This window comes from Sphingomonas sp. GC_Shp_3, assembly GCF_026540945.1.
GTDB lineage: Bacteria > Pseudomonadota > Alphaproteobacteria > Sphingomonadales > Sphingomonadaceae > Sphingomonas.
Window position 1 is genome coordinate 23,666 of record NZ_JALNUT010000012.1, and the last position, 23,732, is coordinate 47,397.

Sequence of the window (23,732 nt, forward strand, 5' to 3'; positions counted from 1 at the left end):
AACGCTTTGTCATCGCCAAGCCTGCTTTCGGGGTCGCAAACACGCTGTTAGGGTCGGTCCGAAACGGGAGAATGTAAGGGTTTATGTCGAACGCGCCGGTCTTCTTCGATGCGTCGGGACGCAGGCGGCGGCGCTTTGCCGTCGCGGTCGGTGCCTTTATTGCACTTATCATTCTGTCGATCGTCGCGCTTGCGCTGTCGATCGGCGTCGTGCCGCGCGCGCCGTTGCTGCCGGTCAGCGCCGAACATCCCGCGCTCGTCCGCCTGCCGCCGCCGCATGAGCCGCTGCTGAAGCGGACGCGCCGCCAGTTGCTGGATTACGCACGCACGCTCACCGGCGCGCCGGCGCGCGGTGTGCAGCCGGGTGACAATGCACCGCTCGCCATCGCCTTCCATGTGCCGTGGGACCCATCGAGCGCCTCATCGCTGCGCCGCCATGTCAACGATCTCGACTGGCTGATCCCCGGTTGGGTGAGCGTGACGGGCGCTAACCATCACATCACCGTGTTCCGCGATACGGCTGGCAAGGAAATCCTCAACCGCGCTCAGCGCCGCCCGCTGCTGCTGCCGATGATCCAGAACGCTTTGCAGGGCGATTGGGATAGTGCCGGCATGACGGCGCTGCTGCACGACCCGGCGCAGCGCCGCGCGCTGCTCGACAAGCTCGAGCCGTGGCTTGCCGCAAATCAGGCGGGCGGCGCGTTTTTCGATTTCGAGGAACTGCCCCGCAAGGCGCTGCCCGATTACCGCGCCTTCCTGCGCGAGGCCAAGGCCCGCTTTGCCAAGCGCGGCTGGATCATCGCCATCGCGGTACCGGTCGGCGAGGATTCTTGGGACCTCAAGGCGTTCGTTCCGGTCGTCGACCGGCTGTTCCTGATGGCGTATGACGAACACGAACTGAGCAGCCCGCCCGGCCCAATCGCATCGCAGGCTTGGTTCGAACGCGCGGTCGCACGTGCCGCCAACGGCTTGCCCCGCAACAAGATCGTCGTGGCGATCGGCAATTACGGTTACGACTGGCACAGCGACAGCGCGGCCGGCGGTGACCCGGTGGCGATCGACGAAGCGTGGGAGGCCGCGCGCGAGTCCGGCGCGACGCCCGTGTTTGACAAGACCAGCGGCAACACCAGTTTCGCCTATCAGGAGGGCAATGTGCGCCACGTGTTGTGGATGCTCGATGCGCCTTCCGCCTATAACCAGATCCAGTTCCTCAATCGCGCCAAGCTCGGCGCGGTGGCGTTGTGGCGGCTCGGTTCGGAGGACCCGGGGCTGTGGTCGATCTTCGGGCGGCCGCATCGCACCCTACCGGCGCCTTCGGTGATGAACACGATCCCTGTCGGCACCGATGTCGATATCGACGGCAATGGCGAGATCCTCAAGATCGCCGGCACCCCGGTTACCGGGCAACGCAACGCCACCGCCACCAACGGGCTGATCGACCGCGTCGATTTCACCCGGCTGCCGTCGCCGTACGTGGTGCAGCGCACCGGCTACAAACCGGGCTATGTCGCGCTGACGTTCGACGACGGACCCGATCCGACTTGGACGCCGAAGATCCTCGATATCCTGAAGGCCGAGCATGTCCCCGCCACGTTTTTCGTCATCGGCGAGAACGCACTGACGCAGCGCTCCTTGCTGGAACGGATGGTGCGTGAGGGGCACGAGGTCGGCAGCCACAGCTATACGCATCCCAATATGGCGGGATCGACCGATACCGAGACGGCGTTCCAACTCAACACCACGCAGCGGCTGTTCCAGGCGTTCACCGGGCGATCGCTCCGGCTGTTCCGCGCGCCGTATTTCGGCGATGCCGAGCCGACCACGGCGGACGAAATCGAGCCGGTGCTTCAGGCGCAGAATCGTGGCTACATTTCTGTCGGTCTCCATGTCGACCCGGATGATTGGAAGCGGCCGGGCGTGCAGGAGATTATCGACAAGGTCGTGAGTGAGGCGTACCCGCCGCCGGTGTGCAATGCGCAATCGGATGCGAGTTGCAGCCGCAATGTCATCCTGCTCCACGACGGTGGCGGCAATCGTCAGCAGACGGTCGACGCGCTGCCCATCATCATTCGCGAGCTCAAGGCGCGCGGCATCCGTTTCGTTCCGGTCTCGACGCTCGCCGGTATTCCGCGTGATGTCGCGATGCCGCCGATCTCGGAGAGCGACCGGCTTGCATCGTCGGCGGACCTGTTCGTGTTTACCGCACTCGGCAATACAGTTGTCGCGCTTGGCTGGATTTTCTTTTTTGCGATCACAATTGGTATCGGGCGTGCGCTGACGCTATCGGCGCTGGCGCTTATTCAGGCTCGGCGCGAAGGATTGACGATCTTCCCGCCAATAGACCCGAGCCGCTTCGTCACGGTCATGATCCCGGCATTCAACGAGGAAACCGTGATCGAGCGCGCCGTGCGTGGTGTGCTGGCGAGTACCGACGTGCGGCTCGAAGTGATTGTCATAGACGACGGATCGAGCGACGGCACCAGCGCGGTGGTTCGCAGCGCATTCGCGGATGAACCGCGTGTACGGCTGCTGACGCTGGAGAATGGCGGCAAGGCGCGCGCACTCAATCAGGGCATGGCGCTGGCGACTGGCGAGATCGTCATCGCGCTTGATGCAGATACCCAGTTCGAGCCGACTACGATTGCGCGGCTGGCGCGCTGGTTTGTTGATCCCGCGCTTGGTGCGGTGGCGGGAAATGCCAAGGTCGGCAACCGCGTAAATCTGATTACCCGCTGGCAGGCGCTCGAATATATCACCGCCCAAAATCTTGAACGGCGTGCGCTTGCGCGGCTGAACGCGATGACCGTGGTGCCGGGCGCGGTCGGCGCGTGGCGGCTGGAGGCCATACGCAGCGTCGGCGGCTATCCCGATGATACGCTGGCGGAGGATCAGGATCTCACCATCGGTATTCAGCGCGCCGGATGGAAGGTCACCTACGACCAATATGCGGTTGCCTGGACGGAAAGTCCGGAAACGCTGAAGGGTCTCGCCAAGCAGCGCTTCCGCTGGGCCTACGGCACGCTGCAGTGTCTGTGGAAGCACGGCATCGTCATCGCGCGCGGCAAGCCTGCGGGCCTTGCCCGGGTCGGCTTGCCGCAAGCGATCCTGTTCCAGATCGTGCTGGCGGCGATCTCGCCGATCATCGATCTCGCGCTGATCATCAGCTTCATCATGACTTACATCGCGGTGCGTGCGCACGGCTGGGCGCAGACCCAGCACGATGTCGAGACGATGCTGATCTACTGGCTGGTGTTTACCGCAATCGATCTGCTCGCCGCCACCATCGCCTTCGCGCTCGAACGACGTGAAAACTGGAAGCTGTTACTGCTGCTGATACCGCAGCGGATCGGCTATCGGCAGGTGATGTATTACGTGGTGCTGAAGGCGATAACCCAGGCGTTGCGCGGACCGAAGGTCGGTTGGGGCAAGCTCGCCCGCACCGGTCGGGTCAACATGTAGCGCTGCGCCGCGCATGCTGTATACCGGCAGATATGTTGATCCGTTTCTTGTGTCGCCTCACCACGTTGGTCCTGCTCTCGATTCCGAGCGTAGCCGTTGCGGCAGCACCCGTGCCGCCGCTTGTGCTCGCTGCCGCCAGCCTGCAGGAATCAATGAACGCCGCAGCCGATAGCTGGGCGGCGCGCGGCCATCCCCGTCCGGTGGTATCGTTCGCAGGCTCTTCCGCGCTCGCCCGACAAATCGAGGCGGGCGCCCGCGCCGATCTGTTCGTGTCCGCCGATGAGGGCTGGATGAACGAAGTCGCGGCGCGGAAGCTCATCGTCCCTGCCAGCCGCGCGACCTTCCTCGGCAACCGGCTGGTGATCGTCGCCCCGGTACACAGCCATATGCGTGCGCCCGCTGGCGGCCCTCGGCTGGCACGTTTCCTCGCTGGAGGGCCATTGGCGATGGCCGACGCCTCGGTGCCAGCTGGCAAATACGGACGAGAGGCACTGACGAAGCTGGGTGTGCTGGCGGCGGTTCAGCCGCGTATCGTGTCGGCCGAAAACGTCCGGGCGACTTTGGCTTTGGTCGAGCGTGGTGCTGCGCCGCTCGGCATCGTCTATGCGACTGATGCGCGCGCTTCGTCGAAAGTGCGAATCGCGGGCGTGTTCCCGGAGCGCACGCACCCGCCGATCACCTATCCAATCGCGCGCTTGGCGTCGTCGAACAATCCGGAGGGAGAGGGGTTCCGGCGGTTCCTGTTAAGTGCTGCCGGCAAAGCGATCTTCGTACGGTACGGTTTCTCGGTGAAATGATCGCCCGGGTGCGACCTGGATGGCGGCGTCGATGCTGACTGCGGCCGAATGGCACATCGTGGTATTGTCGCTCCGCATCGGCGCCGTTGCGATCACGGCAACGTTGCCGATTGCTTTTGCGCTCGCGTGGCTGCTCGCGCGGGTCGCCTTCCCCGGCAAGTTGCTGGTCGATGCCGTCGTACACCTGCCGCTGGTGGTCCCGCCGGTGGTGACGGGATGGGTGCTGCTGATCCTGTTCGCGCCACAGGGGCCGATCGGCTTCTGGCTGGACCACTGGTTCGGCGTCACCGTGTTGTTCCGCTGGAGCGGCGCTGCGATCGCGGCCGGTGTGATGGCGCTGCCGCTGATGGTGCGTGCGATACGGTTGTCGATCGAAGCGGTCGATCGAAAGCTGGAGAATGCCGCGCGTACGCTTGGTGCCGGGCGATGGCGGGTGTTTCGGACAATCACGCTGCCGTTGAGCTTGCCGGGCGTATTGGCGGGTCTGGTGCTCGGCTTTGCGCGCGGTCTCGGCGAATTTGGCGCGACGATCACGTTCGTGTCGAACGTTCCGGGCGAGACACAGACACTGCCGCTCGCGATCTACAGCGCGCTCCAGCAACCCGACGGTGACGCTATGGTGTGGCGGCTCGCAACAATTTCGGTGATATTGTCGCTGCTTGCGCTGGTCGCATCCGAAGTGCTCGTTCGGCGCGCAGGAAGGGGGCAGGGTGGCGTTTGACGTGCGCCTCCGTAAGCGCCTCGGTGATGCGCAAATCGCTGTCACGCTTGAGGCTGACCAAGGCGCGACCGTGTTGTTCGGGCCGTCGGGTGCGGGCAAGACGAGCGTGTTGAACATGATCGCGGGCTTGTTGCCGCCGGACGAAGGGCACATCCGTGTCGGCGACAGAACGCTGTACGAGTCTGCCACAGGGGTCAACGTGCCACCAGAACGGCGCTCCGTCGGCTACGTCTTCCAGGAAGCACGGCTGTTCCCGCACATGCGGGTGCGGGACAATTTGCGCTATGGTGTTCGGGGGGCTGCGCCTGACTTTGGCGGCATCGACTTCCTCGGCATCGCGCATCTGCTCGATCGCTGGCCGAGAACGCTGTCGGGCGGCGAGGCGCAGCGGGTCAGCATTGGTCGGGCTTTGCTCAGCGCGCCCGAGTTCCTGTTGCTCGATGAGCCGTTATCCTCGCTCGACCGGGCGCGGCGGGACGAGATCCTCATCGCTATCGAGCACGTCCGGGATGTATTGGGTCTGCCAATCCTGATGGTCACTCACGACATGGGAGAAGCGGAGCGGATCGCCACGCGCATCGTCGCACTGTGAGCAGGGCGGGCGCTGCGGCACCCGCCCTGAGACTTCACTTGCGCTTGCGATGCATCATCTTGTGGCTGCCGCCCATGTGCTTGCCACCAGCGCCTTCGCGGCATTGGTCATGCACGGTCGCTGAGCAGACAGGATAGCTGTCCTGTGCGGCGGGCGCGGGCGAGGACATTGGTACGCCCATCTGCGGCGAGCCAGCCGCCGGTGCCGAAGCGGCAGGGTCTGCCGGAGTGGCTGCGGGATCAGCAGGCGCGGCCTGCGCTGCGTCGGTTGCCGGTTGCGCCATGGCGGGATCGGCCGGAGCCGGCGTCGTCTGGGCGAAAGCGGCGACTGGGGTAGCGATCGCCAGTGCGGCGAGCATCATCAGCTTCATCGGTTCACTCCTGAAATTGAGCAGCGACTTCTGCTGCGCGGCGATCAAACGCGCATCTTCGCACAAGGCTCCCTCGTTTCGCAGGCGACTCGATATTTGCGGTTCAGACGGGGGACCACTCGATCGACTCTTCGCCATCATCGTGCTCGTCGACCGTTGCGGCGTCCGGCCCGATCGCCTCCAGCAGACGGTCTAGCGCCCAATCGGTACCGGTGCCGGCCGCGCCTGAAATCGCGATCACTTCCGTGCCGCTCGCTTCCTCCAGTTCCGCGAGCAGCGCGGCGATCAGTTCATCGTCCAGCGTATCGACCTTGTTGAGCGCGACCACCACCGGTTTGTCGGTCAGCCCGCCGCCGTAATTCTCGAGTTCGTCACGGACGATGCGGTAGCTCTCCGCAACATCCTCGTCATTGGCGTCAACCAGATGGAGCAGCACCTTGCACCGTTCGATATGGCCGAGGAAACGGTCGCCGATGCCAGCGCCCTCGGCCGCACCCGCGATCAGCCCGGGAATATCGGCGATGACGAATTCGCGGCTGTGATGGCGCACCACGCCAAGCTGCGGGCGCGTCGTGGTGAAGGCATAGGCGCCGACCTTGGCCTGCGCGTTGGTAACGGCATTGATGAAGGTCGACTTGCCCGCATTGGGCAACCCGACCAGCCCGGCGTCAGCAAGCAGCTTGAGCCGCAGCCACAGCCACGCCTCCTGATACGGCCAGCCGGTGCCGTGCTGACGCGGTGCGCGGTTGGTCGAGGTCTTGTAGGTAGCGTTGCCGCGCCCGCCGTCGCCGCCGCGCAGGAACACCTCGCGCTGGCCGGCGTGGGTGAAATCAAGCAGCACTTCCTCGCGCTCCTCGTCCATGATCTGCGTGCCGACCGGCACCTTGATGACGAGATCGTCGCCGCCGCCGCCGGTGCGGTTGCTGCCCGAGCCGCCATGGCCACGTGGCGCGCGGAAATGCTGGGTGTAGCGAAAGTCGATCAGCGTGTTGAGACCGGCGACCGCTTCGAAGATGATGTCGCCACCCTTGCCACCGTTGCCGCCGTCGGGGCCGCCATATTCGATGAACTTCTCACGCCGGAAACTGACGGCGCCGGGGCCGCCCGCGCCCGAGCGGACGAAGATTTTTGCTTGATCGAGAAAATGCATAGCGCGCTGCCTAACGCTTTAGCGCAGCTAAAGCGAGGGGGTGAAGCGCGCCCGGCCGGCCTTGCCATAGCGAGGGCCGACGACGCGGCTATGCCGCGGCGCTACCCAGCCGCACTACCCGGCCACCAACCGCGACGCCACCAGCGCCTGCGTGGCCAATTCCCGCGCACTCTCGCGCGGTACGCCCAGCGCCTTCGCCATCGCACCTCCAAGCAACGCATCCCCCATCGCCGCCAGCACCAGCTGCAACGTCTCCGCCCGCACGCGTGCCGCATCGTCGCCCTCGGCAAGATCGTCGACGAGCCGGTGGATCGCGCTCAGCACCGGGTCGAGCGCGTCGTGCTTGCCCGACAGGATCATCCAGCTCGCCATCGCGCCGCCGCCGTGCGCAAATGCATCGAAGGTAAGGTCCACCACCTCGCGCGGATCGGCGTCGCCGCTACGGGCGCGCTTGGCGGTGTCACCGATCCGCGCGGTGATGGTATCGGCGAGGTGGGTAATGAGCGCGCTTTGCAGCCCGGCGGCGCTGCCGAAATGGTGGAGGAGATTGGCGTGCGTCCGCCCGATCCGCGCCGCCACCGCCTTCAGCGTCACCGCTTGCGGGCCATCGGCGATCAGCAGGTCGCGCGCGGCATCGATCGCGGCCAGACGCGACTGTTCCTGATTCAGGCGTTTCGGCGTTATTGACACGGGTGTAAGTAGTACCTAGTTCATGGCCCCAAGCATTCTGTCTGGAGGTTTTCATGGCGAAAGCAACCACGCCTGCCGATCTGACGATCACGCCGCGCGATCTGCGCTTTGGCCGAGGCATGCGTCGGACGCGCTGGTGGATGAACGACGATCCGGTCGCCACCGCCTTCTACAATGCGCTGTCGATCACCTTTCCGAAAGGCGAGGGGTTCTTCGTCGATAGCGTGCGCGCCTTTCGCGAGGGTACGCCGCCGCGTCTGGCCGCCGAGATCAACGCCTTCATCAAGCAGGAGGTGCTGCACACGCGCGAGCATGTCGCGTTCAACCGCCACGTCACCGATCAGGGGTATGACGTGTCGCTGCTCGATACCCATGTCGACGAGGCGCTGGCGCTGACCGATGGCAAGCCGGCGATCGCACGGCTGGCGGCAACGATGGCGCTGGAGCATTTTACCGCCATCCTCGCGCACGCGCTGCTCGCCGATCCGCGCCATCTCGACGGGGGGGCGGAGCCGCAGGCGGCGGCGATGTGGCGTTGGCACGCCGCCGAGGAGATCGAGCACAAGGGCGTCGCCTATGACACCTGGTTGCATGCGACGCGCGACTGGTCGCGCACGCGGCGCTGGCTGTTCAAGTCGCTGGTGATGCTCACCACCGCGCGAAAGTTCTTCGTCGGCCGCTATCTCGGCATCATCGAGTTGCTGCGGCAGGATGGTATCACCGGGCCGCGCGCGCACCTTGGTACGCTTGGCTACGCGCTGGTGCGGCCGGGGATGGTGCGCAAGATCTTCGGCGCATGGGCGAGCTACTTCCTGCCCGGCTTCCATCCGTGGAACAGCGACGATCGCGCGCTCATCGCCCGGGCGGAAAGCGACTATGCGGCGGCGGTGCTGCCGCGTGCGGCGGTGGCGGCCTGACCGACCGGTCAGGCCGCGAGTGGCATGTCTTGTGGCGGCGAGTCGGCGAGGTCGCACGCCATGGTGACGCTCGCCACCTCACGGCCACGCGCCCGCGAGAAAGTCGCGGCCCGACCGGTTTCGCGAAAGCCAAGCTTGGCGAGCACGCGTGCCGAGGCAGGGTTGTCGATAAAGTGCCGCGCGTTCAGCCGCGTCATGCCGAGTGCGTGACGCGCCATGTGCAGCATGGCATGACCGGCCTCGGTGGCATAACCGCGCCCCCAGGCAGACGGCGTCAACCAATAGCCGAGTTCAGGCGGGCCGTTCGCCACCGCCTCGATCGAGATCGCGCCGATCAGGCTCGGCTCGGCCCGCTCATGCGCCAAGATCAGCAAGCAGGGGTCGGTCGCACCACGCGGCATCGCCAGCCACGTGCGGGCATCGGCTTCCGTATAGGGCCAGGGCACACGCGACAGATTGGCGGCGACCGACGGATGCGCGATCGCTGCTGCGACGGCAGCGGCATCCTCGGGCCAGCCGGGGCGCAGCGTCAATCTGGAAGTCCGGGCGAACATCTTGAAAACTCTCCTCGTCTTTGCGCGGACGTCTGCCATGCCGGGATGACATGGCGACGACAGTGCCGTGGAGGGAGCATGAAAAAAGGGAGCCGGGGCGACCCGTCTCCCTTATTCGATGTCTGTGGACATCCGGGTCGCCCTGGTGGGCAACCCGTCCGGTTACCCGTTATTCTGCGGCTTGCGCCAGCGCCTCGACCGAGCAGAACTTGCGGCCGAGCTTGCCTTCCTTGAACACTACGCGGCCCTCGACGAGCGCGAAGAGGGTATGGTCCGTGCCCATGCCGACGTTGGTGCCCGGGTAGAACTTGGTACCGCGCTGACGAACGAGAATGTTGCCCGGAATGGCGATCTCGCCACCGAACTTCTTCACGCCAAGACGACGACCGGCCGAATCACGACCGTTGCGCGACGAACCGCCTGCTTTCTTATGTGCCATATCGTGAGACTCCTTACGCCTGCGCCGACTCACCGCCGATGGCGGTGATCTTCAGGATCGTGTGCTGCTGACGATGCCCGTTCTTGCGGCGATAGTTATGACGACGACGCTTCTTGAAGACGATGACCTTATCGGCCTTCGCCTGCGCGATGATCTCTGCAGAGACGGTCAGCCCCTCGATCGACTTCAGCTCCGAGCCTTCGCCCGCAAGCAGGATATCGCCGAGCGTGATCGACGCACCGGCTTCACCGTCGAGCTTTTCGACGACGATCTTGTCTCCAGCGGCAACGCGGTATTGCTTGCCGCCCGTGCGCACGATTGCGAACATGGCCCTCATCACTTTCAAAACATCGATACCCCACGCTCAGGACGGACCCGGCGCGGGAAAGAAGCGCCAGCTATGGCACGGTGGCCGCGCTGTCAACCGCAGAACCGCACCGATCGCGGATCGGGCGAACCGTTGCACATATGCATCACATTCCTGAGAAACTGGTTTTCCTGAAGATAGTGGCGCTCAAGGCATGATGTTTATGTTGCAATGCGGCGATCGATATGGCGTCATTCGCGTGTCGACATGACGTCAAGCGGCTTCGGGTAAGTGCCGCGGCAGCTGAGCGTAGTGTTTGACCGGTGGTCGCGTCAGATTAGGACGCGGCTGCCTCAAGGGGTGTAAGAAGAACGCGAACATTTTGAAGATGCTGCTTTGCGGCAGGTAAAGGTGTGACTTCCGCCGACCGTTATTGATTGTCGGGATGTGCCGATCATCGCGAACGGAGCGCAATGAGAACAGAATATCGGAGTGGACGTCTGACGGAATGCATTCACCTGGGGGAAAGACATTGATGACACGACATTCGATATCCTTGGCTGCGCTGGCCTGTGCGATGGCCTGGGTCGCGCCAGCGCTCGCCGAGACCGCGCCCGCCGCAACACCGGCGGATCCCGCGCCGGCCGCCGAGCCCGCCGATCCGCAGGTCGCCGACAGCGACGGAACCGACATCATCGTCACCGGCACGCGAACCACCGGCATGCGCGCGGCGGACAGCCCCGCGCCGATCCAGATCCTCGGCAACGACGCGTTGAAGCGCACCGGATCGCCCGACCTGATCCAGAGCCTCGCGCAGAACCTGCCGTCGATCCAGGCGCAGTCGTTCGGCAGTGATCTTCAGGCGCACAACCTCCAGCTCAAGCTGCGCGGCCTCAGCCCGAACCACACGCTGATCCTTGTCAACGGCAAGCGCCGCCACGGTACCGCCAACGTGTCGGTCGCCGGCGGCCCCTATGGCGGCAGCGCCGCGCCCGATATCAGCTTCATCCTGCCCGACTCGATCGATCACGTCGAAGTCCTGCAGGATGGCGCCGCCGCCCAATACGGTACCGACGCGATCGCCGGCGTCATCAACTTCATCCAGAAGACCGCCGACCATGGCGGCGTACTGAGCGCGACCGGCGGCCAGTATTTCGATCAGGGGGGCAAATCCTATACCATCAGCGGCAACATCGGCATCGCGCCCTTCGACGGCGCGTACCTGAACGTCACCGCCGAGAAGAAGTTTAAGGACTACAGCTTCCGCGGCGACGTCAACCCGCAGGTCTATGGTAACACGCCGGGCGCAGTCGCCTATCTCGCCAAATATCCGGCGATCCTCAACCTGCCATATTATCCCTACACCAACCGCATCGAGGGCGATCCCAAGATCGACCAAACCTCGGTGATGTACAACGCGGGCTACAAGTTCGGCGATTTCGAACTCTACAGCTTCGGCAGCTACGGTCACAAGATCGCCAGCGCCTATGAAAACACCCGGCCACCCGACACCGTGGTGAGCGGCGCTGGCACGATCGCGGCGGGCGGCGTCGCCGGCGTGCCGTTCTATGCTGGCGGGTTCCAGCCGCAGGAATCGATCCGTGAGACGGATTATTCGTTCACCGGCGGCTTCAAGGGCGCACTCGGCGAGACGACCTTCGATGTGGCATCGACATACGGTCGCGATTTTGTCGGCGTATACGTGCTCAATTCGGCCAACGCACAGCTTTACAAGGCGACCGGTACTACGCCGACCACCTTCCACGACGGCGATTTCGTCAACAGTCAGCTCGACAACACGCTCGATCTGACCCACCCGTTCGATATCGGGCTGGCTGGTGATCTCAACGTCGCCGGCGGTCTCGAGTACCGGCATGAAAAATACCAGCTCCTCGCCGGCGATCCCGCTTCCTATTATGGTGGCGGCGCGCAGTCCTTCTTCGGGTACAGCCCGAACGATGCCAGTTCGAACACGCGTAACGTGTTCGCGCAATATCTCGACGTCAGCGTCAAGCCGATCGAGCCGTGGTTGATCGACGGCGCCGTCCGCCACGAACATTACAGCGATTTCGGCGACACCACGGTGTTCAAGCTGACGACGCGCTTCGATCTGTCGAAGGAATTTGCGGTTCGCGGTACGGTCTCCACCGGCTTCCGTGCGCCGACGCTGGCGGAGGGCTTCTACTCGGGCATCAACGTCGGCCCGAGTTCGGTCAGCGGCGTGCTGCCGCCCAACTCGGCGGGTGCGGCGTCGCTTGGCTTCGGCGGGCTGAAGCCGGAGAAGTCGACCAACTTCAGCCTCGGCTTCGTTGTCAATCCCGCCCCGCGCGTGACCTTCACGCTCGACGGGTACTGGATAGAAATCCGCAACCGCATCGTCATCTCGAGCAGCTTTTCGGGCTTCAGCGGCGGCTATTGCCCGCAGGGTGTCACCGCCACGGGTTGCCAGCCGTTCAACGCGGACAATTATGCAATCCAGAACCAGCAGGTCGTGCTCGATGCGGTCGCCGGCGCGCTTGGCGGCAGCATCCCGAGCTATGTGTTGCTCAACAACCTCGGCACCCGCAACATCGATGGTTCGGTCTCGATCCAGTCGTTCGTGAACGGCGTGAAGATGCGGACGCGCGGTATTGATTTCGTGGCGAATTATTCGACCGATTTCGACAACCTCGGCCATGTCGACTGGTCGTTCACCGCGAACTACAACGACAACAAGGTGCTGGGCATCAACGCGCTGCCGTCCGCGCTCTACACCAGCACCACGCAGCCGACGAAGACGCAGTTGATCGACCGCTACAGTGTTAGCCAGCTTGAGGAGAGCACACCGAAGTTCCGCGCGACGGCGGCGGCGTATTGGGAGCTTGGCAAGTTCAGTGTGAACCTGCGCGAGAGTTTCTATTCGGTGACCAAGAACCTAGTCGCCACGCCGGGCAACAGTCCGCTCAAGGGCGCCGACTACGAGGTCCGCATTGCCCCAGCGTTCCTCACCGATCTCGAGCTCGGTTTGCAGGTTCTCAAGCCGCTGAAACTTTCGATCGGCGCGAACAACCTGACCAACCACTATCCGACCAAGACATCGTTCGAGAACATTCGCGGGGCACAGCTTGCCTCGGGCTCACGGACCTATTCATCCAACGTGTACCCGACGTTCTCACCGTTCGGCATTAACGGCGGCTATTATTACGCCCGCGCGACGCTGCGTTGGTGATGTGACGGGTGGCGGGCGGCGACCGGAGATGGTCGCCGCCCGTTGCCGCGTCGCCGCCTGCCGCCCTTTGGCGGAGACGAGCAGAATGCCCGGGTCAGATCAGTGGCGATGCTCGCGCCGGAGCGTGTAGCGGCCATCCGCGAAATCGGTGAACAATCCGGAGATGGCGGGATGATCGACCGGCTCGTCGGTATCGTCGGCCACAAGGTTCTGCTGGCTGACATAGGCGACATATGTCGACTCCATGTTCTCGGCGAGCAGATGGTAGAACGGTTGGTCCTTGCGCGGCCGTGCGCTCTCGGGGATCGACTCGTACCATTCCTCGCTGTTGGCGAAGACCGGGTCGACATCAAAGATCACGCCGCGGAAGTCGAAGCTGCGGTGACGGACCACGTCGCCGATCGCAAAGCGGGCGTGCGCGACCGGGGGCAGGGGGGTGGCCGTGTCGAACGGCGGAACGGAAAGGGTCGATCGCTGCATGAGCCCAATCTAGGGCATGTTCGCGGCCGCACAAGAAGATTGCGATGATCGGACTTGTGCGCCCACCGCCTTTGCGTTAGAGGCGCCCGCTCACCGACCGGTGCGGATCTGCGGCACGTTCGCAGATTGGCATCATATGACCTCGCGGAGAGGTGGCAGAGTGGTCGAATGTACCGCACTCGAAATGCGGCGTGGGTGCAAGCTCACCGTGGGTTCGAATCCCACCCTCTCCGCCACTTCCTCTCTATGACTGGGATCGTAAGACCGCCGCATGGCTTATAAGGAACCTTCGTTCAAGGATCGCGCATCGCTGTCGGCGGATGCCAAGCAGCGTGCACTCGAGAAGCTGAAGGCGAAGCCGCCGCTCGACCCCGAGGTCGTCGCGCAGCGCCTTGCCGCGCGCGAGGTCAAGGAAGCCGCCGAGGCGCAGAAGCGCGCCGACAAGAAGGCCGCGATTGAACAGGCCAAACTCGACAAGATCGCCAAGGCCGAAGAGGCCAAGCGCGCCGCCGAGGAAGCCGCGCAGAAGGCGCAAATGACCGACGCTGAAAAGAAAGCTGCTCGCGACGCCAAGTACGCCGCGCGGAAAGCCCGCAAGAAGTAAGGGCGGGGCGCGCGGCGCCGCGTTTCTTCCGCGATAAGCATGTTCAGCGACCGGCCGCGGCATTGCGGGCCGGTCGTCTTGCGTTGTGTCTTGGAAGGCAGCGCCTACCGGCACGTCAGGGTAGATTGTCTGCCAATTCCTTCAGCCATGCCGCCGCCGTTCCGTCCGATGGCGCGCGCCAGTCGCCGCGCGGGGACAGTGCGCCGCCCGCCGATACCTTCGGCCCGTTCGGGATCGCCGAGCGTTTGAACTGGCTCGTCACGAAGAAGCGGTGCAGGAATTTTTCCAGCCATTCGCGGATCACCGGTAGATCATAGGCAACGCGGGCCTCATCGGGCAGATCACGCGGCCAGCGCCCCGCCGCCGCGTCGGCCCAGGCATGCAGTGCGAGGAACGCGATCTTCGACGGCGCCATGCCGTGCCGCACCACATAATGCAGGAAGAAGTCGTTGAGGGCATATGGCCCGACCTTCGACTCGGTGCTCTGGATCAGTCCGTTCGCATCCGCCGGGACCAGCTCCGGCGAAATCTCGGTGCCCAGGATCGCGGCGAGGACGTGGTTGGTCTCGTCGTCGAACTGCCCGCTCGATATGCACCAGCGGATCAGGAACTGGATCAGCGTCTTGGGCACGCCTGCGTTCACCGCATAATGGCTCATCTGATCGCCGACACCGTAGGTGCACCAGCCCAGCGCCAGTTCAGACAGATCGCCCGTTCCCACCACCAAGCCATTGTTATGGTTGGCAAGCCGGAACAGATAATCGGTCCGCAACCCCGCCTGCACGTTCTCGAACGTCACGTCGTACACCGGCTCGCCGCCTGCGAACGGGTGGCGCATATCGGCGAGCAACTGGCGTGCGGCGGGGCGGATGTCGATCTCCTCCCCGGTGATGCCGAGCGCGTTCATCAGCGCCCATGCGTTGCCCTTGGTCCCGTCGCTGGTCGCGAAACCGGGCATGGTATAGCCGAGGATGTCGGTGCGTGGCCGGCCCAGCCGGTCGAGCGCCTTGGCGGCGACGATCAGCGCGTGCGTCGAATCGAGCCCACCCGAAATGCCGATCACCAGCTTCTGCGCACGCGCCGCCGCCATCCGCTTGGCGATACCCTGCACCTGGATGTTGAAAGCCTCGTAGCAGTCCTCGTCGAGCCGTTCGGGCGTGTTCGGCACAAACGGGAACCGGCGGATCTGGCGGCGCAGCCCGACGTCGGCGAAATCAGGCCGATGCTCGAACGCGATCCGCCGAAATCGCGTCTCCGGGTGCCCGGCCAACACCGCCGCATCGTTGAATGTGCCGACCCGCAGCCGCTCCGCGATCAGTCGCCCGCAGTCGATATCGGCATAGACCGTTCCGGGCGCCTCCGCGAAGCGCGGCGATTCGACCAGCAGTTCGCCCAGTTCGTGGATCATGCCCTGGCCGTCCCAGGCGAGATCGGTGGTGCTCTCACCTGGCCCGGCGGCGGAATAGACATAGCCGCACACGCCTCGCACGCTCTGCGCCGCGCACAGCAACGCCCGCTCGCGCGCCTTGCCGATCACGATGTTCGATGCCGACAGGTTGCAGCACACCAGCGCCCCTGCCAGCGCGCCAGCGGTGGAAGGCGGGGTGGGCGCCCAGTAATCCTCGCAGATTTCCGCGTGGAACACGAAGTGCGGCAGGTCCGACGCGGCGAAGATCAGGTCGGTGCCGAACGGCGCGGTCTGCCCCGCCACAGTAATGTCCAGCCCGCTCAGCCCGGCCCCGCTCGCGAACCAGCGTTTCTCGTAATATTCGCGGTAATTGGGCAGGAACGTCTTGGGCACCACGCCCAACACCCGCCCGCGCGAGATCACCACCGCGCAGTTATACAGCCGCGCACCCCGCACCAGCGCGGCACCGACCACCAAGACCGGCCGCAGATCGACGCTGGCCGCGACGACGTCGCTGAGCGCCGTGTCGGTCGCGCGCTGCAAAGCGTCCTGCAGATGCAGATCGTCGACCGCGTAGGAGGTGACATTAAGCTCCGGGAACACAAGCAGGTCCGCGCCCTCGGCATTGCCGGCGTGCGCCAGCGCGATCGTCGCCGCGGCGTTGGCGGCAGGATCGCCGACGCCGGCGCGCGGCGTACAGGCGCCAGCGCGAATCATCTGGTGGGTGTGTATCGAGTGGAACGGGTGCGTCTTCGCCATGGCCGAGCCGTAACCTTCTTCACCTTCGCTTGCCACACATGCTAACGTACGCGCCGCACATTGGGGAGCAAACACATGAAGATCAGCGCACGTAACCAGATCACCGGCACCGTCACCGCGATTACGCCGGGTGCGGTCAACGGCACGGTCAAGGTCGATATCGGCGGCGGCAATATCATCACGTCGAGCATCACCGAGGAAGCGATCGCCGACCTCGGCCTTGCTGTCGGCGACAGCGTGACGGTGATCGTGAAGGCAAGCGACGTGCTGATCGGCAAGTGAGCGTCCTGCGCGTCGGTGCGCTCAAGCTGAAGGCGCAGCTCTACTGCGGTGACGAACCCGCGATCGGCCCCGGCAAGGCCGATCTGCTCGAGGCGATAGCGCGCGACGGGTCGATCTCGGCGGCGGGCCGCGCCCTCGGCATGAGCTACCGGCGCACGTGGCTGCTGGTGGACAGCATGAACCGCTGCTGGCGGGACCGGCTGGTCGATACCACGGCGGGCGGCGGCAAGGCGCGTGGCGCGCGGCTGACCGACACCGGCCGTACGGTGCTCGCCGCCTACCGTGCGCTGGAGGCAAAGCTTGCCGAGGCGGCGGGCGAAACGCTCGGCGGCCTCGATGGAATGTTGCGCACCGAACCGCTTCCGCCCGCGCAGATGCCGCTTTCCGATTGACGCGGTGCAGCAATCCCATAGCTTGGCCACTTAAAGCCAAGGGGGAACGGCGGTGGTACTTCGTAGCGTAGCATTTGGAACGATGATGGCGGCGGCGATCGTACCCGCGAGCGCGAAGGTCGCATCGCACCCGGTCGCTGATGCGCAGGCGCTGGAAATGGCGAAGAAGGCGATCGCCTTCCGATCGGTGCGTGGCCCCGGCAACCAGACGCCGCAGACGCTGGCGTACATCAAGGACCAGCTCGTCGCCGGCGGCTTCAACGCTGCGGACGTGACGATCACGCCGGTCGACGACACCGCCTATATGATCGCCCGCTGGCCGGGCAGCGACCCCAAGGCGAAGCCGCTGGTGATCTCCGGTCATATGGACGTGGTCGAGGCCAAACCCGCGGACTGGCAGCGTGACCCGTTCACGCCGGTGGTGGAGAACGGCTATCTGTTCGGGCGCGGGGCGACCGACATGAAGTTCGACGGCGCGATCGCGGTCGCTGCCCTGATCGAGCTGAAGCGCGAAGGCTACAAGCCACGCCGCGACATCATCATCGAATTTTCCGGCGACGAGGAAACTACGATGAAGACCGGCAAGATCATCGCCGACAAACTCCGCAATGCCGACATCGTGCTCAACATCGACGGCGGCGGCGGCGTGCTCGACGAGGTGACGGGGAAGCCGCGCTACTTCACCTGGCAGGGTGCGGAAAAGAGCTATTCCGACTTCCAGATGACGGTTACCAATCCCGGCGGTCATTCGTCCGCCCCGCGCAAGGTGAATGCGATTTACGAACTGTCGGCCGCGCTGCTGAGGATCGGTGCGTATCGTTTTAAGCCCGAAGTCAACGACCTCACGCGCGCCTCGCTGACAGAATCGGCGAAGTACGAGACTCCTGAGATCGGCGCGGCGATGCGTGCGTTCGCCGCGAACCCGGAAGATCAGGCCGCGATCGAGACGCTGGCGGCGGACCCGGCCACGGTCGGTCGGATCGGCACCACTTGCGTGGCAACGCTGATCTCGGGTGGCCACGCCGAAAACGCGCTTCCGCAGCGGGCGACCGCAAACATCAATTGCCGCATCTTCCCCGGTCACAAGCCGTCGGACATCATGGCCGAACTGGCGCGGGTGGCGAACGACCCGGCTGTGACCTTCAAGGACGTGACTGAAGGCTCGGTTGCGACGGCGGCCTCACCGGTGCGAGCGGATTTCGTCGGCGCGGTCAAGAAGGCGTTGGGCAGCGTCTATCCCGGCGTGCCGGTCTTCCCGAGTCAGGCTTCCGGCGCAAGCGACAGCATGTGGTTCCGTGCCAATGGAGTCGACAGCTATGGCGCCAGCCCGATGTTCACCAAGGCCTCGGAGGATTTCAGCCATGGCCTCAACGAACGCGCGCCGATCGCCAACGTCGCGCCGTCGATCACCTATTATATGTCGTTGTTCAGCGATCTCTCTAAATAACCCGGTCGGCGCGTCTGCCCGGCGGGGCGGCGCGCCACGTTCGTCAGAACAGGTATACGGCTGCCGCGATCAATAGCGCCCAAAGCGCGAGCGAAATCGGCACCGCCAGCGTCAGAGCGCGCATCACTTCGCCCTCATGACCGAGATCGCTGCTTTGGCGGCTGCGTTTGAACGGGGTCGTGCTCCAGAACGCACGCGGCAAGGCGCGTGCGGTGGCGCCAACAGCATTGTCTGAACGGAAGGCGTTTGGCGAGGACTTCATCTGCGCGACCTATTCTTAAGACACGTTTATAAGCAGCATTTGATGTTCCGCCCGACGGACTTCAATCGAAGCAGGTGCAGCATGGAGGCGACGATGTTGATGCGTTGCAACGCGAATTTGGCCGAGATTGCAAACGTCGCGAAGTTCTTATGCAAAAACAGAGCGTTGCTTAATATTTTTGATAATATGGGACTGTATTTTAATTTCGCGTCTGCGCAAAGTTCGTCGGAAATATTTTGCGTGTGATCGTGCCGACCACCACTTCGTCGCATTGGTGATCTGGCGGGTCGTTGCCTGAGCGACGAGCCGTATTGGGTTCACCGGCATTTCATGATCCATCTGGCCGTGCGAGCGATAGGCGCTAGAACCGGACGCAATGGACCGTTCGATCTCTCCCGACCAGACCAGCCTGCGCTGGCCACCCCGCCTGCTCGAAGCGGCGCTCGCGCTGCACGACAATCGTCTTGCCGATGCCGAGCCGCGCCTGCGCGCCCACCTGAAGGACGATCCGTTCGATGTTGCCGCTATCCGCATGATGGCGGAGCTTGCCGGGCGGATCGGCCGCTATAAGGACGCCGAGGCGTTGCTGCGCCGCGCGCTGGAGTTGTCGCCCGACTTTACCGCCGCGCGCGCCAACCTGGCGGTCGTCCTGCATCGGCTCAATCGCCCTGCGGAGGCGATCGCCGAACTGAACATCGTCACGCAGGATGAGCCGGATCATCCCGGTCACGCCAATCTCAAGGCGGCGGCGCTCGGGCGGATCGGCGGTTTCGACGAGGCGATCGTGTTGTACGAACAGGTGCTCGCACAGATGCCGCGCCAGCCGCGCATATGGATGAGCTACGGCCATATGCTCAAGACGGTCGGGCGGCAGGCGGACGGCATCGCCGCCTATCGCCGCGCGCTCGATCTCGCGCCGGGCTTGGGCGAAGTGTGGTGGAGCCTCGCCAACCTCAAGACGATCCGCTTCGACGATGCCGATATCGCCGTGATGGAGGCGGCGTTGCAGCAAGCCGACATCTCGACCGAAGACCGCTTCCACCTCGATTTCGCACTCGGCAAGGCGTACGAAGATCGCCGCGAGGCCGAAGCGGCGTTCCGCCATTACGCCGCCGGCAACGCGCTTCGTCGCACCACCGTCCAGTATGACGCGGATGAGACGACGCGCTTCGTCGATGACAGCATCGCGACCTTTACCGCCGACCTGTTTGCGGGGCGCGAAGGGCAGGGGTGCCCCGCGCCCGATCCGATCTTCATCCTCGGCATGCCGCGCGCGGGATCGACGCTGGTCGAACAGATCCTGTCGAGCCATTCGCTGGTGGAAGGGACCTCCGAACTGCCTGACATCCCGGCGCTCGCCCGTACCATCGCGGACTATCCGGCCGGCGTCGCCACCCTGTCCGCTGACGAACTCGCCGCCATCGGTGCTGACTACCTTCGCCGCGCTGCGATCCAGCGCCGCACCGACAAGCCGTTGTTCATCGACAAGCTTCCCAACAACTGGGCACGCGCCGGGCTGATCCGGCTGATCCTGCCCAATGCGAAGATCATCGACGCGCGCCGCCATCCGCTCGGTTGCTGTTTCTCCAACTTCAAACAACATTTCGCGCGCGGCCAGGCGTTCAGCTACGATCTCGCCGAGATGGGTCGCTACTACCGCGATTACGTGCGGCTGATGGATCACCTCGACATTGCCATGCCCCGCCCACCGTACCGGGTGTTCTACGAGACCATGGTCGACGACACCGAAGCACAGGTCCGCGCGTTGCTGGATGCGTGCGGGTTGGAGTACGAGCCGGCCTGTCTTGCCTTCCACCAAACAGAGCGTGCCGTGCGTACTGCCAGTTCGGAACAGGTCCGCCGCCCGATCTTCAGCGAGGGCAAGGCGGCGTGGTTGCCGTTCGCGCTCTATCTTGATCCGCTTCGTGCCACGTTGGGTGACGTTCTGACGATGTACCCGCACGCATCAGCATTATAGCGTTGCATATCCGCAACGCAGCGTCAGCGAAATGACACGCCCGCAACGGTCCTTGTTGACGATTGTTGCACCGCCGCACACCCTTACAAGAACAGTTGGTTCCTAGGGGGAAGCGGGAATGAGATTTGGGGCAGGCGCAGTCGCGTCGGTATTGCTGGCGTCCGCGGCGTTCCTGCCGGCCACGGTGCAGGCGCAGACCCAATCTGCCCCGACCGCCCCGCCCGAGGCCGATCAGCAGCCCGACAATGGCGACATCATCGTCACCGCGCAGAAGCGCGAGGAGAGCCTGCAAAGCGTTCCGATCAGCATCCAGGCGATTGGCACCAAGAAGCTCGACCAGCTCAACATCAGCAATTTCAACCAATATACCCAGTTGCTGCCCTCCGTCTCGTTCCAGACGACACAGCCGGGATCGACCACTGTCTATATGCGCGGCGTGGCGTCGGGTGGCGACGGCAACCATTCCGGCTCGCTGCCCTCGGTTGGCTTCTACCTCGACGAACAGCCGATCACCACGATCGGCGGCACGCTCGACATCCACATCTACGACGTCGCGCGGATCGAAAGTCTCGCCGGGCCGCAGGGTACGCTCTACGGCGCCTCGTCAGAGGCCGGCACGGTACGCATCATCACCAACAAACCCGACCTCAGCCACTTTTACGGCCGGATGGACGGCGAGGTGAACACGGTCGCGCATGGCGGGCAGGGCGGCAAGGTCGAAGGCCTCATCAACGCCCCGATCAACGCCAGCATGGCTTTCCGAGTGTCCGGTTTCTACGAGCGCGACGCCGGCTATATCGACAACGTGCCGGGCACCCGCTCGTTCTGCGGCACCACGCTGACCGCGGATGGCTGCGTGCGTGACGGTCTCACAATCGACAACAAGGCCTTTGTAAAGAAGGACTACAACGAGTCCGATCTGTGGGGCGGTCGCGCTGCGCTGAAGATCGACCTCGACGATAGCTGGACCGTAACACCGACCGTATTGTATCAGGAGGCCAAGTATCACGGCGCCTATGCGATGGACCCGCAGGTCGGCGACTTGCAGATCCAGCGCTTCTTCCAGGAATATCGCCACGATCGCTTCATCCAGGCCGCGCTGACGATCGAGGGCAAGGTCGGCAACTGGGACGTCACCTATGCCGGCGCGTATCTCGACCGGCAGGACCAGCAATCGAGCGACTACACCGATTATGCCGAGGCGTACGACCAGATCTACGCATCGTCGGGCGGCATCTTCTACTACGGCGATTATGCCAACGCCGCCGGCCAGCAGATCGACCCGCGCCAGCACATCGTCGCCAGTGACCATTTCAAGAAGCTGAGCCAGGAGTTCCGGGTGCAGTCCCCGCAGGACGAGCGGCTGCGCGTCACCGCCGGGCTGTTCTATCAACGGCAGAGCAATGCGATCCACCAGGATTATCAGGTCGACAATCTCGCGCCGGATCTATCGGTCAACGGCCATCCCGGCACCTTGTGGCTGACGCAGCAGCACCGCGTCGACAATGATTATGCGATGTTCGGCGAAGCGTCATTCGACATCGTGCCGACCGTGACACTCACCGCCGGTGGACGCGCGTTCATCTACGACAACTCGCTGATCGGCTTTTACGGTTTCGGTCGCAATCCTGGCGACGGCTATACCGCGCAGCCTTATAACGGGGCGCTGTCCTCGGGCACCGGCGTGGCGCGCTGCTTCGCCACCGACGGGCTGCGGCTGACCGGCTATGGCGACCAGCCGAGCAGCACCACCCGCGTGCTGCTGCCCGCAGCCGTGCGGGGCGGGCCTTGCACCAATCTCGCCAATTACGTGCAGGGCGCCGGGATCGAGCCGATCACCGCACGCGGCGAGGGTTTCACCCACAAGCTCAACCTGACGTGGAAGCCGAGCAAGCAGTTCCTGCTGTACGGCACCTGGTCGCGCGGCTTCCGCCCGGGCGGCATCAACCGGCGCGGCGATATCGCGCCGTACAACCCGGACTACCTGACCAATTACGAGATCGGCGCGAAGGCGACGCTGTTTGGTGGCAAGCTGCGCGTCAGCAGTGCGCTGTATCAGCAGAACTGGCGCAAGTTCCAGTTCAGCTTCCTTGGGCCGAACAGCTTCACCATCATCAACAACGGCCCGAATGCGCGCATTCGTGGTATTGAGGCAGACGCGAGCCTGACGCTCGGTGGGCTCGCGCTGACTGCGGCGGGCGCGTACAACGACGCGAAGACCACCAGCAACCTGTGCACGACCGCGATCTCGACCTGTTCGGGTGACGATCTGCTCGCGCCCAGCGGTACGCGCCTGCCGATCACACCGCGTTTCAAGATCAACGGCACCGCGCGTTATACCGTGCCGGTCGGCGCGGCCAAGGCTTACGCTCAGGTGCTGGTCGCGCACCAGAGTTCAGCCTCGTCCGACATCCGCGTGGCCTATGCGGCGACGCAGGGGCGGCTGAAGCAATATACCACCGGCGATCTCGCGCTGGGCGCTGAATGGGCGACGTTCAGCCTCGAACTGTTTGCGCAGAACCTGTGGGACGAACGCGCGCAGCTTTCGCGCTTCCAGGTGTGCGGTGTCTGCACACAGCGGTCGTACATCGTGACGAGCACGCCGCGCACGATCGGCCTGCGTGGCGGGGTGAAGTTCTAAGGCTCCTGATCGGGGGAGCGGGTGCGCCGGAGCTTTGGGGAAGGCCCCGGCGCGCGATCGCTCACGCATGGAGCGGGAGATCTGTCGCGCTACCGACACGTCGGTATGGATGCCGAAACGTGATGGCCCGTAGTGATCACACTAATCCTGTGATCTTCGTGTAAGTCTTCGCTGCCGGCGAAGCTTTGATCTTGTCGCGTAGGATTGCAGTGAGCGTGTGCTGATCGTCTGAGTGTTCACGCCGTGCGCTACCTAATCCGCACGGACACCCAAGCT

21 protein-coding genes and 1 tRNA gene are annotated in these 23,732 nt (G+C 64.3%); 13 read left to right on the forward strand and 9 right to left on the reverse strand.

Going from position 1 to position 23,732, the window contains the following annotated elements:
- The first annotated feature begins 83 nt into the window (after positions 1 to 83).
- From OXR00_RS17195 to OXR00_RS17210, 4 genes are read left to right on the forward strand one after another with little or no spacing between them, the layout of a single operon-like run.
- On the forward strand, positions 84 to 3,458 hold the full coding sequence (locus tag OXR00_RS17195) for a glycosyltransferase (protein WP_267389472.1): 3,375 nt from the start codon (positions 84 to 86) through the stop codon (positions 3,456 to 3,458).
- 32 nt (positions 3,459 to 3,490) lie between these two features.
- On the forward strand, positions 3,491 to 4,255 hold the full coding sequence (gene modA / locus OXR00_RS17200; protein ID WP_267389473.1) for a molybdate ABC transporter substrate-binding protein: 765 nt from the start codon (positions 3,491 to 3,493) through the stop codon (positions 4,253 to 4,255).
- Between the two features lie 31 nt (positions 4,256 to 4,286).
- Complete coding sequence (gene modB, locus OXR00_RS17205) at positions 4,287 to 4,976, forward strand: molybdate ABC transporter permease subunit (protein WP_267389474.1); 690 nt, start codon at positions 4,287 to 4,289, stop codon at positions 4,974 to 4,976.
- Positions 4,966 to 5,568, forward strand: a complete 603-nt coding sequence (locus OXR00_RS17210; protein WP_267389475.1) for an ATP-binding cassette domain-containing protein — start codon at positions 4,966 to 4,968, stop codon at positions 5,566 to 5,568. The genes modB and OXR00_RS17210 overlap by 11 nt, the downstream gene beginning before the upstream one ends.
- A 34-nt stretch (positions 5,569 to 5,602) precedes the next feature.
- Here the strand turns inward: OXR00_RS17210 and OXR00_RS17215 are convergent, their stop codons facing one another.
- From OXR00_RS17215 to OXR00_RS17225, 3 genes are all read right to left on the reverse strand, one after another.
- Positions 5,603 to 6,004, reverse strand: a complete 402-nt coding sequence (locus OXR00_RS17215) for a hypothetical protein (protein ID WP_267389476.1) — start codon at positions 6,002 to 6,004, stop codon at positions 5,603 to 5,605.
- A 37-nt stretch (positions 6,005 to 6,041) separates the two neighbouring features.
- Positions 6,042 to 7,088 carry a GTPase ObgE gene (obgE, locus tag OXR00_RS17220; RefSeq protein ID WP_242150827.1) on the reverse strand — a complete coding sequence of 349 codons (1,047 nt, stop codon included), beginning with the start codon at positions 7,086 to 7,088 and terminating at the stop codon, positions 6,042 to 6,044.
- Positions 7,089 to 7,202: 114 nt separating this feature from the next.
- Positions 7,203 to 7,778, reverse strand: coding sequence for a TetR/AcrR family transcriptional regulator (locus tag OXR00_RS17225; RefSeq protein ID WP_267389477.1), 576 nt, complete (start codon positions 7,776 to 7,778; stop codon positions 7,203 to 7,205).
- A 53-nt stretch (positions 7,779 to 7,831) separates the two neighbouring features.
- Here OXR00_RS17225 and OXR00_RS17230 point away from each other — a divergent pair, with 53 nt between their 5' ends.
- Entirely contained in the window at positions 7,832 to 8,695 is an 864-nt protein-coding gene (locus tag OXR00_RS17230; protein WP_267389478.1) for a metal-dependent hydrolase, read from the forward strand.
- An 8-nt stretch (positions 8,696 to 8,703) separates the two neighbouring features.
- Here OXR00_RS17230 and OXR00_RS17235 read toward each other — a convergent pair whose 3' ends face one another.
- From OXR00_RS17235 to rplU, 3 genes are all read right to left on the reverse strand, one after another.
- Positions 8,704 to 9,249, reverse strand: coding sequence for a GNAT family N-acetyltransferase (locus tag OXR00_RS17235; RefSeq protein WP_267389479.1), 546 nt, complete (start codon positions 9,247 to 9,249; stop codon positions 8,704 to 8,706).
- Between the two features lie 169 nt (positions 9,250 to 9,418).
- Entirely contained in the window at positions 9,419 to 9,688 is a 270-nt protein-coding gene (rpmA, locus tag OXR00_RS17240) for a 50S ribosomal protein L27 (protein WP_242150837.1), read from the reverse strand.
- A 13-nt stretch (positions 9,689 to 9,701) separates the two neighbouring features.
- Positions 9,702 to 10,016 (reverse strand): 50S ribosomal protein L21, encoded by a 315-nt coding sequence (gene rplU / locus OXR00_RS17245; RefSeq protein ID WP_242150840.1) that lies wholly within the window; start codon positions 10,014 to 10,016, stop codon positions 9,702 to 9,704.
- A 514-nt stretch (positions 10,017 to 10,530) separates the two neighbouring features.
- On the opposite strand from rplU, the gene OXR00_RS17250 reads away from it, so the two are divergent.
- A complete protein-coding gene (locus OXR00_RS17250) occupies positions 10,531 to 13,203 on the forward strand; it encodes a TonB-dependent receptor (protein WP_267389480.1) in 2,673 nt (890 codons plus the stop codon).
- Between the two features lie 99 nt (positions 13,204 to 13,302).
- On the opposite strand, the gene hspQ is transcribed toward OXR00_RS17250, so the two are convergent.
- Positions 13,303 to 13,683: a heat shock protein HspQ gene (hspQ, locus tag OXR00_RS17255; protein WP_242150846.1), complete on the reverse strand. Its 381-nt coding sequence runs from the start codon at positions 13,681 to 13,683 to the stop codon at positions 13,303 to 13,305.
- A gap of 146 nt (positions 13,684 to 13,829) precedes the next feature.
- Between hspQ and OXR00_RS17260 the strand changes: the two genes are divergently transcribed.
- Together OXR00_RS17260 and OXR00_RS17265 are read left to right on the forward strand one after the other, a co-directional pair.
- A tRNA-Ser gene (locus OXR00_RS17260) sits at positions 13,830 to 13,919 on the forward strand.
- A gap of 35 nt (positions 13,920 to 13,954) precedes the next feature.
- Positions 13,955 to 14,287, forward strand: a complete 333-nt coding sequence (locus tag OXR00_RS17265) for a DUF6481 family protein (RefSeq protein WP_267389481.1) — start codon at positions 13,955 to 13,957, stop codon at positions 14,285 to 14,287.
- 115 nt (positions 14,288 to 14,402) lie between these two features.
- On the opposite strand, the gene OXR00_RS17270 is transcribed toward OXR00_RS17265, so the two are convergent.
- Positions 14,403 to 16,454 carry an NAD(+) synthase gene (locus tag OXR00_RS17270; protein WP_267389482.1) on the reverse strand — a complete coding sequence of 684 codons (2,052 nt, stop codon included), beginning with the start codon at positions 16,452 to 16,454 and terminating at the stop codon, positions 14,403 to 14,405.
- Positions 16,455 to 16,529: 75 nt separating this feature from the next.
- Here OXR00_RS17270 and OXR00_RS17275 point away from each other — a divergent pair, with 75 nt between their 5' ends.
- Genes OXR00_RS17275 through OXR00_RS17285 form a run of 3 tightly spaced genes read left to right on the forward strand, consistent with a single transcriptional unit; the run spans position 16,530 to position 18,575 of the window.
- Positions 16,530 to 16,736 carry a TOBE domain-containing protein gene (locus OXR00_RS17275; protein WP_242150854.1) on the forward strand — a complete coding sequence of 69 codons (207 nt, stop codon included), beginning with the start codon at positions 16,530 to 16,532 and terminating at the stop codon, positions 16,734 to 16,736.
- 5 nt (positions 16,737 to 16,741) lie between these two features.
- Complete coding sequence (locus tag OXR00_RS17280) at positions 16,742 to 17,128, forward strand: LysR family transcriptional regulator (RefSeq protein ID WP_267389530.1); 387 nt, start codon at positions 16,742 to 16,744, stop codon at positions 17,126 to 17,128.
- A gap of 52 nt (positions 17,129 to 17,180) precedes the next feature.
- The gene (locus OXR00_RS17285) at positions 17,181 to 18,575 is read left to right on the forward strand and encodes a M20/M25/M40 family metallo-hydrolase (protein WP_267389483.1); all 1,395 of its coding nucleotides are present in this window, start codon (positions 17,181 to 17,183) and stop codon (positions 18,573 to 18,575) included.
- Between the two features lie 43 nt (positions 18,576 to 18,618).
- On the opposite strand, the gene OXR00_RS17290 is transcribed toward OXR00_RS17285, so the two are convergent.
- Positions 18,619 to 18,837: a hypothetical protein gene (locus OXR00_RS17290; RefSeq protein ID WP_267389484.1), complete on the reverse strand. Its 219-nt coding sequence runs from the start codon at positions 18,835 to 18,837 to the stop codon at positions 18,619 to 18,621.
- 376 nt (positions 18,838 to 19,213) lie between these two features.
- On the opposite strand from OXR00_RS17290, the gene OXR00_RS17295 reads away from it, so the two are divergent.
- Together OXR00_RS17295 and OXR00_RS17300 are read left to right on the forward strand one after the other, a co-directional pair.
- Positions 19,214 to 20,815: a tetratricopeptide repeat-containing sulfotransferase family protein gene (locus OXR00_RS17295; RefSeq protein ID WP_267389485.1), complete on the forward strand. Its 1,602-nt coding sequence runs from the start codon at positions 19,214 to 19,216 to the stop codon at positions 20,813 to 20,815.
- 118 nt (positions 20,816 to 20,933) lie between these two features.
- Entirely contained in the window at positions 20,934 to 23,456 is a 2,523-nt protein-coding gene (locus OXR00_RS17300; RefSeq protein ID WP_267389486.1) for a TonB-dependent receptor, read from the forward strand.
- The last annotated feature ends 276 nt before the right edge of the window (positions 23,457 to 23,732 follow it).

What these genes read in the sequence shown, in the direction of transcription:
- OXR00_RS17195 (WP_267389472.1), top strand. Translation starts at nt 84, where the DNA reads ATGTCGAACGCGCCGGTCTTCTTCGATGCGTCGGGACGCAGGCGGCGG.
- modA (WP_267389473.1), top strand. Translation starts at nt 3,491, where the DNA reads ATGTTGATCCGTTTCTTGTGTCGCCTCACCACGTTGGTCCTGCTCTCG.
- modB (WP_267389474.1), top strand. Translation starts at nt 4,287, where the DNA reads ATGCTGACTGCGGCCGAATGGCACATCGTGGTATTGTCGCTCCGCATC.
- obgE (WP_242150827.1), bottom strand. Translation starts at nt 7,088, where the DNA reads ATGCATTTTCTCGATCAAGCAAAAATCTTCGTCCGCTCGGGCGCGGGC.
- OXR00_RS17230 (WP_267389478.1), top strand. Translation starts at nt 7,832, where the DNA reads ATGGCGAAAGCAACCACGCCTGCCGATCTGACGATCACGCCGCGCGAT.
- OXR00_RS17235 (WP_267389479.1), bottom strand. Translation starts at nt 9,249, where the DNA reads ATGTTCGCCCGGACTTCCAGATTGACGCTGCGCCCCGGCTGGCCCGAG.
- rpmA (WP_242150837.1), bottom strand. Translation starts at nt 9,688, where the DNA reads ATGGCACATAAGAAAGCAGGCGGTTCGTCGCGCAACGGTCGTGATTCG.
- rplU (WP_242150840.1), bottom strand. Translation starts at nt 10,016, where the DNA reads ATGTTCGCAATCGTGCGCACGGGCGGCAAGCAATACCGCGTTGCCGCT.
- OXR00_RS17250 (WP_267389480.1), top strand. Translation starts at nt 10,531, where the DNA reads ATGACACGACATTCGATATCCTTGGCTGCGCTGGCCTGTGCGATGGCC.
- hspQ (WP_242150846.1), bottom strand. Translation starts at nt 13,683, where the DNA reads ATGCAGCGATCGACCCTTTCCGTTCCGCCGTTCGACACGGCCACCCCC.
- OXR00_RS17265 (WP_267389481.1), top strand. Translation starts at nt 13,955, where the DNA reads ATGGCTTATAAGGAACCTTCGTTCAAGGATCGCGCATCGCTGTCGGCG.
- OXR00_RS17270 (WP_267389482.1), bottom strand. Translation starts at nt 16,454, where the DNA reads ATGGCGAAGACGCACCCGTTCCACTCGATACACACCCACCAGATGATT.
- OXR00_RS17275 (WP_242150854.1), top strand. Translation starts at nt 16,530, where the DNA reads ATGAAGATCAGCGCACGTAACCAGATCACCGGCACCGTCACCGCGATT.
- OXR00_RS17290 (WP_267389484.1), bottom strand. Translation starts at nt 18,837, where the DNA reads ATGAAGTCCTCGCCAAACGCCTTCCGTTCAGACAATGCTGTTGGCGCC.
- OXR00_RS17295 (WP_267389485.1), top strand. Translation starts at nt 19,214, where the DNA reads ATGGACCGTTCGATCTCTCCCGACCAGACCAGCCTGCGCTGGCCACCC.
- OXR00_RS17300 (WP_267389486.1), top strand. Translation starts at nt 20,934, where the DNA reads ATGAGATTTGGGGCAGGCGCAGTCGCGTCGGTATTGCTGGCGTCCGCG.